Source organism: Paenibacillus apii, from assembly GCF_011043685.1.
Classification (GTDB): Bacteria; Bacillota; Bacilli; order Paenibacillales; family Paenibacillaceae; genus Paenibacillus_AQ; species Paenibacillus_AQ sabinae.
Genome location: NZ_JAAKGU010000012.1, coordinates 50,683 through 62,779 on the forward strand (window position 1 = coordinate 50,683; position 12,097 = coordinate 62,779).

At 52.8% G+C, this 12,097-nt stretch carries 12 protein-coding genes; 2 read left to right on the forward strand and 10 right to left on the reverse strand.

The features are described 5' to 3' along the window. Positions 1–11: 11 nt before the first annotated feature. From modB to G5B47_RS20955, 9 genes are all read right to left on the reverse strand, one after another. Positions 12–674, reverse strand: a complete 663-nt coding sequence (modB, locus tag G5B47_RS20915; protein WP_165102311.1) for a molybdate ABC transporter permease subunit — start codon at positions 672–674, stop codon at positions 12–14. A gap of 25 nt (positions 675–699) precedes the next feature. Then, entirely contained in the window at positions 700–1,476 is a 777-nt protein-coding gene (gene modA, locus G5B47_RS20920; RefSeq protein WP_165102314.1) for a molybdate ABC transporter substrate-binding protein, read from the reverse strand. Between the two features lie 312 nt (positions 1,477–1,788). Continuing rightward, a complete protein-coding gene (gene nikC / locus G5B47_RS20925) occupies positions 1,789–2,661 on the reverse strand; it encodes a nickel transporter permease (protein WP_165102579.1) in 873 nt (290 codons plus the stop codon). Positions 2,662–2,694: 33 nt separating this feature from the next. Beyond that, positions 2,695–3,699 carry an ABC transporter permease gene (locus tag G5B47_RS20930; RefSeq protein ID WP_165102317.1) on the reverse strand — a complete coding sequence of 335 codons (1,005 nt, stop codon included), beginning with the start codon at positions 3,697–3,699 and terminating at the stop codon, positions 2,695–2,697. 69 nt (positions 3,700–3,768) lie between these two features. Continuing rightward, a complete protein-coding gene (locus tag G5B47_RS20935; protein WP_165102320.1) occupies positions 3,769–5,424 on the reverse strand; it encodes an ABC transporter substrate-binding protein in 1,656 nt (551 codons plus the stop codon). Positions 5,425–5,557: 133 nt separating this feature from the next. After that, positions 5,558–6,550 carry an ABC transporter ATP-binding protein gene (locus tag G5B47_RS20940; protein WP_165102323.1) on the reverse strand — a complete coding sequence of 331 codons (993 nt, stop codon included), beginning with the start codon at positions 6,548–6,550 and terminating at the stop codon, positions 5,558–5,560. Beyond that, positions 6,547–7,536, reverse strand: a complete 990-nt coding sequence (locus G5B47_RS20945) for an ABC transporter ATP-binding protein (RefSeq protein WP_165102325.1) — start codon at positions 7,534–7,536, stop codon at positions 6,547–6,549. Before G5B47_RS20945 ends, G5B47_RS20940 begins: the two co-directional genes overlap by 4 nt. 291 nt (positions 7,537–7,827) lie before the next feature. Then, positions 7,828–8,790: a helix-turn-helix transcriptional regulator gene (locus tag G5B47_RS20950; protein WP_165102328.1), complete on the reverse strand. Its 963-nt coding sequence runs from the start codon at positions 8,788–8,790 to the stop codon at positions 7,828–7,830. Positions 8,791–9,018: 228 nt separating this feature from the next. Then, positions 9,019–9,720, reverse strand: a complete 702-nt coding sequence (locus tag G5B47_RS20955) for a hypothetical protein (protein WP_165102331.1) — start codon at positions 9,718–9,720, stop codon at positions 9,019–9,021. 374 nt (positions 9,721–10,094) lie between these two features. On the opposite strand from G5B47_RS20955, the gene G5B47_RS20960 reads away from it, so the two are divergent. Both G5B47_RS20960 and G5B47_RS20965 read left to right on the forward strand, forming a co-directional pair. Continuing rightward, positions 10,095–10,583: a hypothetical protein gene (locus G5B47_RS20960; protein ID WP_165102333.1), complete on the forward strand. Its 489-nt coding sequence runs from the start codon at positions 10,095–10,097 to the stop codon at positions 10,581–10,583. Positions 10,584–10,639: 56 nt separating this feature from the next. Then, on the forward strand, positions 10,640–11,338 hold the full coding sequence (locus G5B47_RS20965; protein WP_165102582.1) for an AIM24 family protein: 699 nt from the start codon (positions 10,640–10,642) through the stop codon (positions 11,336–11,338). A gap of 146 nt (positions 11,339–11,484) precedes the next feature. Here the strand turns inward: G5B47_RS20965 and G5B47_RS20970 are convergent, their stop codons facing one another. Beyond that, complete coding sequence (locus tag G5B47_RS20970; RefSeq protein WP_165102335.1) at positions 11,485–11,940, reverse strand: Dps family protein; 456 nt, start codon at positions 11,938–11,940, stop codon at positions 11,485–11,487. Between the last annotated feature and the right edge of the window lie 157 nt (positions 11,941–12,097).

The following is a 12,097-nucleotide window of genomic DNA, read 5'->3' on the forward strand; positions in this document are numbered from 1 at the left end:
TACGTCCCTTTTCAGGAATACCGGTTGACAAACATCAGCATGATCGCCGAGATGGCGATAATGGAAATGACCCACAGCCATGCAAGCGTCATGTCCCCGCCGTCTACGGCCACATAAATGGCTGTCGGAATCGTCTGAGTACGATTGGGAATATTCCCGGCCACCATGATCGTTGCTCCGAACTCGCCGAGTCCGCGGGCAAAGCCAAGGACATAGCCTGCAGCAAGCGTCCGGATGGCGAGCGGAAGCGTAACATACCGGAGCACTTGAAACTCTCCCGCCCCCTGCGCGCGCGCCGCATCTTCCAAATCGCGGTCGACACCCTCGAAACCGGCTTTCAGCGTGCGGTAAACGAGCGGAAAAGCAACCACGACGGACGCAATTACCGCCGATCCCCAGGTAAACAGTATCGTTCCACCGGTTAAATTTTCGTACCACTCGCCAAGCCAGCTTCTTCTTCCCAACACGACCAGAAGTACAAAACCCACAACCGTAGGCGGAAGAACCAAGGGCAGTAAGAGCACGGTTTCGATCAGGCTGTGGCCCGGAAACTTCCGGTTCGCCATCGCTTTGGCAATCGCCGCCGCAAGGATAAATACAATCAAGCTGGTTATTACTGCTATTTTAATCGATAGCCACACCGGGGCCATAAAGTCGGTCCAATTGATGTCCATGTCCTCAACCCGCAGTCTTTAATAATTAGTAGAGCAAAAATCCATATGATTTAAATACGCTGGTTGCCGCGCTTGTTTGGAGATAAGCGTAGAACGCTTCGGCTTCAGCCTGGTGTTCTGTACTCTTAACGATGCCGAGCGGATAGTTAATCGGTTTATGGGCGAAAGAGGCCACTGTCAAAGCAATTTTTACTTTGCTGGAGGTCAGAGCATCGGTTTTGTAGACAAAGCCGGCGTCTGCATTGCCTGTTTCAACATAAGAGAGTACGGCGCGCACATCTTTTCCGAAGACCAGTTTGCTTTGCAGCGGGGCCCAAATCTTTTTGAAAGTCAGCGATTGCTGCGCATATTGTCCGGCCGGTACGGATTCCGGCTGGCCTACGGCCACCTTCTTGAACGAAGATCCTGTAAGCTGCGAAATCGTAGTGAGCTTTGTCTTCGAACTTGCTGGAACTACAACCACCAGTTGATTTTTCAGCAGTTCTTTATGGGTGGAGATGAGCCCGCCATCAACGAGAGCTTTCATTTGCTTGTCGCCTGCCGAGAAGAAGAGGTCTGCCGGAGCGCCCTGCTCGATTTGCTTCTGCAATGTGCCGGATGCCGCATAGTTAAAGACGAGATCGATATTCGGATGGGCCTTTTCGTATTGAACGGCAATTTTATCCAGACTGTCCTGCAGACTCGCTGCTGCCGATACGATAATTTGGGTCTTGCCCGCAGCCTCTGCCTTACCGCCTGTGGCCAGGGGCGTTGCAGCGAATAATGCCACCGCCATGACTACCATTGCTAGCTTTTTTAACATTCTCCCAATCCTCCAATGTATGTATTCATATGATTTAGGAGCTATTCTAGCACACATTTCGATAACCGACTATATATTTTGTTATAATATATGTGTTTTTGTTAAGTTTAAAAATAATTTATGAATTCTTGTCGAAATAACATGAGATAACTCAAGGCAATTAACCTCACACACCTTTCTCACGTCTCTCCCTCACTTCTCGCAAGATTCAGAGCCGGGATTATCTTTCAGCAAAAAAATACCCTTCAGCCCTTGGCGCTTGGCTTAAAGCCGCACTCAAGAATCTAAAGGGTATGGGAAACTATGAAACTGTTAATTTTTCGTCCGGGGATCAAGCACATCGCGCAGACCGTCGCCCATCAGATTGAAGCCGAGCACGGTCAGCATAATGGACAGGCCCGGGAAGACGACCGTCCAAGGCGCCTTCTGGATAAACTGGCGGGAATCCGACAGCATCTTGCCCCACTCGGGCTCCGGCGGCTGGGCGCCGAGACCAAGAAAGCCGAGCGCAGCCGCTTCAATAATCGCGGTGGCGATGCCGAGCGTTCCCTGCACGATAATCGGCGTCAGGCTGTTCGGCAGAATATGCGTGAGCAGAATGCGGGTGTTCTTCATGCCGATGGCCCGCGCCGCCGTAATATACTCCTCCGACTTCAGGCTGAGCACCTTCGCGCGCACAAGCCGGCCGTAGGTCGGAATGTTGACGATGGCGATGGCGTAGAGCGCGTTCTGCAGCGACGGCCCGAGAATGGCCACGATGGCGATCGCCAGCAGAATGCTCGGAAACGCGAGCAGGATATCGAAGAGACGCGAAATGAGCATGTCAATCCATTTGCCGTAGAACCCGGCGAGCACGCCGAGCACGGTGCCAATGATAATGGAGCCGATAACAGAGAAGAAACCCACCCAAAGCGAAATGCGCGCGCCATAGATAATACGGGTGAACATATCCCGGCCAAGGTCGTCCGTTCCGAACCAATGATCCGCGGACGGCGCCTTCAGCCGGTCCATCAGCACCTGCTCCTTGTAATCGTATGGGGCAATGAACGGCGCCAGCACCGCGATCAGGATGAAGAACACGATGATGCCGAGTCCGAGCATCGCCGTTTTATTTTTGCGGAATGCCTTCCATGCGTCGCGCCAAGGGCCGGAGACCTTTTCGGCAGCAGCCGTTTCCGGATTCATATTCAATGATGCCTGTGACAAAAGGTTCCCTCCTTACTTGTATTGAATGCGCGGATCGATGACGGCATACAGCAGATCCACAAGCAGATTAATAATAACGAAAATAAAAGCGATGATCAGAATTCCGGATTGGATAACCGGATAATCGCGCGAGCTGATCGCTTCAAATATATACCGTCCCACGCCCGGCCAGGCGAAGATCGTCTCTGTCAGCACCGCCCCGCCGAGCAGGGCTCCCGTCTGCAGACCAACGACGGTCAGCACGGGAATCAGCGAATTTTTCAAAGCGTGCTTGTACACAACGACAAACTGTGACAATCCTTTGGCTTTGGCCGTGCGGATATAGTCCGAATTCATGACCTCCAGCATGCTGGAGCGGGTCATCCGGGCGATAATCGCCATCGGAATCGTTCCGAGCGCGATGCTCGGGAGAATCAAATGCTTGATGACGGTCCAAAGCTGATCCCAGCGTCCCGCCAAAATACTGTCGATGACATACAGGTTCGTAATACTCTCCACCGGGTCCCGCTGATTCATCCTTCCGATTGAGGGCAGCCAGTGCAGCTTTAACGCAAACACGAGTTGTTCCATGAGGCCAAGCCAGAATATCGGCATGGACACTCCAATGAGCGCGATAATCATCGCGGTATAGTCAAACCATGAATTCTGCTTCCAAGCGCTCAAAATGCCGGCATTTACGCCGACAAAGGTGGCGAACAGCATTGCGGCCACCGTCAGTTCCAGCGTAGCCGCCAGGTAAGGCACGATCTCTTTGGCAATCGGCGTCTTGGTGCGGATGGAGGTCCCCAAATCGCCTTTCAGCAGATCGCCCATATAATCAAAGTACTGCGATATCCAGGGCTTGTCGAGGCCGAGTTGCTGACGCAGCTCCTGCTTGGACTGCTCCGTCGCCTTTTGGCCCAAAATGGTCTCCGCCGGATCGCCCGGAATGGCATGAATGATGGAGAATACGATTATCGTCATCCCGATCAGCACGGGAATCAGCACCATGACGCGTTTTAATAAATAGGAACTCAAGAACGGATCACCTTCCTTACACGGGCTTGCCGCCGCTCTTTAGCGACGGCAAGATCGTGTGCTATGAAGCTATTCGAAGTAAACTTCGCTGTAATATTCCGTACCTGTCGGTCCAGGAACAAAGCCTTTCAGGTTTGCTTTGGCCGCAAGCAGCGGAGTAGTATGCACGAGCGGAATCCAAGGAGCGTCTTCTTTGATGATGACTTGAGCCTGTTTGTACAGGTCGGCACGCTTCGCTTGGTCCGTCTCCTTCTGCGCATCGATCAGCAGCTTGTGAAGATCTTCATTCACATAGAAGGTGCGGTTGTTGCCCGGAATGGCATCCTTGTCCAGCAGCGTGTACAGGAAGTTGTCAGGGTCGCCGTTGTCGCCCGTCCAGCCGAGCATGTAGATGTCGTCTTTCTCACCAGCTTTCGTGTCGTCCAGGTAAGTTGCCCATTCCGGAGACTCGATGACGGTCTTCACGCCGATTTTCTCCCAGTCCGCCTGAATCGCTTCGGCGACCTTCTTGCCGTCCGGCATGTATTGACGGGATACCGGCATGGCGTACAGCGTTACCGTATCCGGCAGGCCGTTCGGGTAACCGGCTTCGGCCAGCAATTGCTTCGCTTTGTCCAGGTTGTACTCATAGTCCTTCACCTGGTCGTTATAGCCCCACAGGGACGGCGGCATCGGGTTGACGGCCGGCTGCGCCTGTCCGGCGAAGAATGCGTCGATAATGGCTTGTTTGTTCACTGCATAGTTCAGCGCCTGTCTTACTTTTACGTTGTCGAAAGGCTTCTTCTTGAAGTTGAAGCCCAGATAGGCCACGTTAAACGGAGGACGTTCGATCTTTTGCAGATCGCTGTTGCCTTCCAGTGTGGACAGATCGTCAGGGCTCAAATCTTCCATCAGGTCGATTTCGCCGTTTTGCAGCGCGTTGAAGCGTGCGGAGTTGTCCGGAATGGAACGGACGATCACCTTGTTCAGCTTCGGAAGGCCTGCTCTCCAGTAGCTTGCGTTCTTGTCGAGCGTAATGGAGTCGTTATGCTTCCATTCCTTGAAGACGAATGGGCCTGTGCCGACCGGCTCGTTCTTGAAGTTCGCTTTCTTTTCTTTGATTGCGGCCGGGCTTCCGATGCCGAAGGAAGTCATCGCCAGGTTTTGCAGGAACGGAGCCTGCGGCTGATTCAGCGTAAATTGTACGGTCAGGTCGTCGACCGCCTTCACTTCCTTGATTACACGCGCGCCGTCCGGCCCGAACATGGAATCATAGTAATCGAAGGAATCGCCTTCGAATTTGAACTCGCTCTTCGGATCGCTCCAGCGCTGGAAGTTGAAGACAACCGCCTCAGCGTTGAAATCCGTGCCGTCATGGAACTTAACGCCCGGATGCAGCTTGAACGTATAAGTCAGGCCGTCCGGCGATACTTCCCAGCTATCCGCCAGGGAAGGCTGAACTTCGGAGGTTCCCGGCTTGTACTCGAGCAGGGAATCAAATACCTGGTGCGCGATCTTCAAAGATTCGCCGTCGGTAACAATCGCCGGATCGAGCGAAGCGGAGTCGCCGCCGCGTCCCACCACCAGCGTATCCTGCGTCGATGCGCCGGCAGTCGCCGTGCTTGCCGGCGAACTGGTTGCCGCCGCGCCGTTATTCGAGCTTGCGTCGTTGCCGCCACCGCAGCCGCTCAGCACGAGACCCGCGCCAAGCATCAGTGTTAAAGCCAGACTGCCCCATTTCTTCATTTTCGTAAAACCCCTTTCTCCCCACAATTGTATATGATGCGTTTATATAGAGCCGCTCTGAGAGAACGGCCATAAACCTTGTCTTGCGCATATGGCAGAATTTCCGGTCAGAGCCTGCCGGTCCTCCCTGTCTTTAGGCCAGCTGCGTCTTGGCTTCCCTGTCGTACAAATAACAGGCCGTCAGGTGCCCCTCTTCCGTCTCCGTCAGCTGCGGACGCGTATTCCGGCAGATGTCCATCACATGAGGACATCTCGTACTGAAGGCGCAGCCGACCGGGGCGTTCGCCGGGCTCGGCACCTCGCCCTGGAGAATGATGCGCTCCTTCCGCAAATCCGGATCGGGCTCGGGAACCGCCGACAGCAGCGCCTGCGTATAAGGATGCTGGGGATGGGAATACAGCTTCTCCTTGTCGGTAATCTCGACGATTCGCCCCAAATACATCACCGCGACCCGGTCGCAAATATGCTTCACAACGCTGAGATCATGCGCGATAAATATGTAGGTTAATCCGAATTCGCGCTGCAAATCCTGCATCAGGTTAATCACCTGCGACTGGATCGATACGTCCAGCGCGGAGACAGGCTCGTCCGCCACGATCAGCTTCGGCTGAAGGGCAAGCGCCCGGGCGATGCCGATCCGCTGCCGCTGGCCTCCGGAGAATTGATGCGGGAAACGTTGAAGGTGCGCCTTCGACAGGCCGACGACATCGGCCAGCCGCTGAACGGCGGCCTTGCGCTCTCTGGCGTCGCCAACGCCGTGCACGATCATCGGCTCCTCCAGAATCCGCTCCACGGTATTGCGCGGGTCGAGCGAGGAGAACGGGTCCTGGAAGACAATCTGCATATCCCGGCGCCGCTTGCGCAGTTCTTCCGCGGACAGCTTGCGGATGTCCTGCCCCTCGAACAGAATCTCCCCGGCCGTCGGCTCGATCAGCCGAAGCAGCGAGCGTCCGGTCGTCGATTTGCCGCAGCCGCTCTCTCCCACCAGGCCGAATGTCTCGCCTCTGCGGACCGCGAACGAAATATCGTCTACGGCTTTGACGAAGCCCTGTGTTTTATTAAGAAACCCTTTATTAATCGGATAGTATTTCTTGAGTCCTTTCACTTCCAGCAAATGTTCGCTCATACTGCATCCTCCTGACTACCGTCATGCAGCCAGCATCTACAGCTGTGCCGGTTCTCCTGAAGGGTTAGCTCCGGCAGAGACTGGCGGCAGATGTCCATCACATGGGAACAGCGCGGCGCAAACCGGCAGCCCTGCATATTCTTGCTCAAAATAGGCACGTTGCCCGGAATCGAATACAGGCGCTCGCGGGTCTCGTCCATTCTCGGCACGGAAGCGATGAGCCCCTGGGTGTAAGGATGCAGCGGATTTTTGAAAATATCGTGCACCGAGCCTTCCTCCACCACCTTGCCGGCGTACATGACCGCTACCCGGTCGCACATTTCCGCAACGACGCCCAGATCATGGGTGATCATCATGACGGCTGTGCCCTGCTCCTCGTTGAGACGGCGGATCAGATCCAGAATCTGCGCCTGAATCGTCACATCCAGTGCCGTGGTCGGCTCGTCCGCGATCAACAGCTCGGGACTACAGGAGATCGACATCGCGATCATTACCCGCTGGCGCATGCCACCCGATAATTGATGCGGATATTCGTCAATAATCGCTTCCGGTCTTGGAATGCCGACCTTGCGCAGCATTTCGACCGCATGCTCCCGGGCTTCCTTTTTGGACAGCCCCCGATGCAAGCGCACCGTTTCAATAATTTGCTGCCCTACAGTGAACAGCGGATTGAGCGAGGTCATCGGCTCCTGAAAAATCATGGAGACAGCGTTGCCGCGGATTTTGCGCATTTCCTTCTCTTTAAGCGGCACGATATCCGTCCCCTTGAAGACGATGCGGCCGTCCACAATGCGGCCAGGCGGACTCGGCACAAGCTTCAGCACGGACAGGGAGGTGACGCTTTTTCCGCAGCCCGATTCTCCCACCACGCCAAGCACCTCGCCGGGATTGATATAGAGATCGACGCCGTCGACCGCAGGCACTTCCCCTTTTTCCGTAAAGAAATGCGTATGCAGATTCTCGATTTTCAATATAGGCTGAACCAAAGAAGCTTACCTCTTTTCCCGTATGAATTGAACATAGGTCAAATTTGAATAAAATAAAAACTCTCCAAAAGTCTGCAGAGAGCACCGAACCTGACATCGCATGAAAGTATTAACCTGACATCACATGAAAGAGATGCCGCTTTAAACCAACACAGTTGTTATATTTATTGACTTTACTATATATAATCTGCTCCGACAAGAATAAATTTTTGAAACTCGGGTTCTCTTTTTTCACAACTTGCATGAACATACATATGATTACATAAAAAAACACATAAAAAAATGACTGCGCTATTTATACAGCGACAGCCACTTCTCAATACGATAGCGGAAGGCCTCCCGGTAATGGGTGGGTTCGATGATTTCCGCTTCCTCTTTAAAATTAGCTACCCATTCCATGAACTCCCTGTCCCGCTCAAGCGAAACTTCAAAGCAGGCATATTTGCCCTGGGGCTTCATTTCTACAGGGGCGATTTCCGGTTTCCTCCGCTTGATCTCTTCCAGCGCGTTGTCGGAAAACCTGACTTTGAACATCACCCGCAGGCTGTCTTCTTCAACGGACCATTTCTGCTTCGTAAATGCCTGCAAATTGAAAGATTGTTTGGAAAAAGGCCTATCCAGCAGCTTTACATTCGTCAGGTCATGGGTGTGAAAGCTGCGAAAGGCCTTGAAGCTGTGGCAGTAGCCAATGAGATGAAAACGATTGTCCAGCGGGACCAGATAATACGGGTCGATTTCGATTCCGCTCTCCTCCTGCGAATTATCGCAGAAATCGACTCGAATGCTTTTTTGTTTCAGCACAGCGTTCAGAATGCGAATCAGATGGGACTGCTCCGTGCCGGAATCGTACCGGTCGAGAAAGAGAGAGCCGGCTTCCTTCTTGGCGCTTTCCATATTCTCTTCCCGATCCGCTCTGAATTTATAATCAGCCGCCAACACCTTCTCGTAGGCGCTCTCGAACCCTTCGGGCAGCCAAGGCTTTATCTTATCTATATTGACGCGAAGCTGCGAAAAAGCGGCCGCTTCTTTCGATGACCAGTCCAGGGGATACAGCGCAAAATTACCGATAAAAGCATAACCCTTCCCGTGGCCCAAATGGGTAATTGGAATATGCATGGCGCTCAAGGCATCCATATCCCGATAAATCGTTCTCTCACTGGTGCCGCAGCGCTCGGCCAATTCGCGCGCCAGGATGCCGGGCTTGGCCTGAACGAGCGTAATTACACGCATCAGACGAATTAATCGGTCTGTCATATTAACTACTCCTTGCCAACATTAGTAAAATAAATTCGTCTTTAAGCTGCATTCGGAAATGTGCGTCTATATCAAACCTAAATAATTCCACATAATGGGATATGTAATAGAACTATTTTACTATTTTAACACAATTAACAGTGCGATTATAAACTCCTCTTTTATAAAAATAAGCATAAAGTCTCATATAATTGTTTAGGTATTAATTCCTATATTTTTTTTGAAAATTTACCCGTTTGCGTATCGGGGTTCCCCGTTTTCTTCAAGGAGAGATCCTTCCTTCCATTCGCTCTGCCTATAGAGCAGCTCGGCTTGACGCAGCAGCACGCTGTCTCCGGAGCGCACGGCCAGCAGCAGAAGCTTGTCGGCATGACGCCGCAGCATCTCCCGGGCGTCAGTCTGCTGCCCGCAGGCGTATAAAGACAGAGCCTCCGTAATGGTCTTCTCCGCTATCAGGAGCTCCCGGTGCTTCTCAACGTAAAAAGAGCAGACCTCATCCATGTATCCGGTGTGGCGGCTGTATTCCAGCGTCAGCTTCTGCACAGGCAGTTCCCGTTCCCGTTCGCCTGTCCGCTGCCGGTATCCCCACTGAAGCCAGAGCATCTCGTAGCGGCCGGACGCACGGGGCTCCAAATCAAAATCCAACGCGATATATTTCGTCTGCCCCGCGCGGATCGTCCCCAGTGAGAGAACGATCGCCCGGTCTTCGCTGTCCGCCTTGTGGCAGCCATGCAGGCCGGTCAGGCTTACATGGGGCTCAAGCCATATACGCAGCTCAATATCGCGCGCAGCAATTGGATTGGATTTCTTCCGCCCTGTAATCGGCTGTACGAATCCGCGCCATTCGATGAGGAGGACGGCTTTTTGGGGTTTTCCGGAAAAAATGCAATCGCGGCTCCATGTATAAGCCGGTTGAATACTGGCATGCATGATTTCCACCTCTTTCTTTTTTTGGGTCTTCTATATAATGTACCAATATTGGCGGACAACTCCTTGTCATGGAATGTATGTTCGGTTTGATATTATCGACAAAAAAAGAGCATATTCACCCGAAAGTAAACCGCTCCTATGGCAGCACCCGCTATAATTTGCATCTTGCAATGATTTATTTCATTATACCGAATTATTCCGATAGATTTCTCTTCCGCCTCCCGGGACGCGCCGATTGAATAAAAAGACCTGACCCTACAACAAAACGCGGATCGGGCGGCGTCTTTTGCCGCAATCTGCCCGGATGCTGACATGCTATAATCAGTATAGTAGTATGAAAGAAACCCAACTTCATGTCTGGCGGTGATCAACCTATGAAATCGAAATTTCTTCCTGCACTCCCCCGTCTGCTTGGCGCCATTGTGTTAATGGCTTCCCTGGTTTACAGTCTGCCGGCTTCAGCCGCCCAGGCGAATGTATTCGGCGATTTGTACCGCGGGCTGGAGCAGTTCTCCGAGCTGCCGGATCAGGTAAATGAACTGCAGGAAAGCTATCAACAGACCGTAAGCGAGCTGGAGCAGACGAAGGATCAGCTTGGCCAGACGATAGATCAGCTGGACCAGACCCAGCATCAACTGGAAACCTACCGCAGCGAAAACGCCTCTCTGCAGGAACAGAACCGGATGCTTACCGCGATGGTCGATGAGCTGAGGGACGAGCGTGCCGCCCGGGAAGGCTATGTCCACCGGCTGAAGGTGACTATATTTACAGGACTCGGACTGATTGCGGGCTATTTTGTGCTGACCAGGGTTATCCGCCTCGGCATGCGCAGCCGCTCAAGCAAAGGAGACAGATTTCGTTAATACACAGTACGGCACAGAATACCTGGGACTATCGGGAAGAGGTGAGGGCGGTGAACGTGGAAGTCCAGGATCAAGAACATTCTTCAAGCGGCCAGGCCTTGACCTTCACGCTGGAGGAGAATGAGGAAATTCATGTACTGCATCCGCAGCAAATCATAGCGTATCAGGGACCTTCCTCGGGAAGGGCCGACCGGCTGATGGATGTTAAGGGAATATACCGCAAGCGCAAGCTGATCCGGGCGGATATGACCGGTCCCTGCAGGTTCACGGCGGCGCTGCCGCCAGGCTACCGGATCAAAACGTTCCGGCTGGAAGGCAAAGACGACCTGCTCTATGACTTCAGGCATTTGTTCTATTACAGCAAAGGCATTGAAATGCAGACCCGTATTCTGAGCGTGAAAAATATGATTGTGACCCGTGATCTCATCAAGGTCAGGTTCTCCGGCAGCGGAAGCATCGGCATTCTGACCGAAGGAACCGTGTGCGAAGCGGCTCTGGACCCGGTCGAGCCTCTGTATGTCGATGCGGGCAGCGTGATCGCCTATCCCGAGAATGCCAAGCTGGAACTGACGGTCTACGGGAATCATCTGGCCAGCCAGCATATGAGCTATCACTGGAAAATGACCGGCAGCGGCCCGGTCCTCTTTCAGGCCGGCCGGCAGAACCGCAGATTTGAACAAGAGAACCGGGAGGACGGCATTCTCAAACGATTCCTAAGGGAAGTGCTGCCCTTCGGAGGCGTCTTCATCAAGTAATCCATCATCCCCCGCTAATTAATAAACGGATGCCAAAATCAAAATGGCCGGTTCCAGTCATAATCCGACTGGAACCGGCCATTTGGCGCTGCTTAAGCTTCCGCCGTTCGTTTGCCGCCTGTGCGCAGCCGGCAGACATCCCCTTCTTAGCCGAGATAAGCGTTCAGCATCCATACATGCTTCTCAACATTTGTCCGGATTCCGATGAACAGATCGCCTGTCGGCTGATCGCCGGATGCCTCGGCCAGCGTAATGCCGGCGCTCAGTTCTTCCGCAAGAAGCGCGTAATCCTTTGCCAAAGCGGCCACCATTTCCTTGGCGCTCTCGCCGCCGGTTGCTTCCTGCAGGCTGGACAGAGCGAGGTATTCTTTCATTGTCGAAGCGGGCTTGCCGCCGATGGCCAGCAGACGCTCAGCCAGCTCATCCACATAGCCCGCAGCTTCGTTATAGTATTCTTCGAATTGGCTGTGAAGCGTAAAGAAGTCCGTACCAGTAACAAACCAGTGATAATGATGAAGCTTAATTCCCAGCAGTGTCCAGTTGGCAGTTTGACGATTCAATACGGCATGCAGTTCGGTTTGAGTTTTCAGATCAGTGCTCATTGATTCATTCCTCCGGTCTTAAATTCTTTAATATTTAGACTTAATCTAAATCTATATTTAATTTAGCACAAATCTAGCTGCTTTGCAATCCATTGACTGTATTTAATTGGTGCATATTTTACCATGTCCCTCTTGGAAAGAACTGTTATATCCGTCA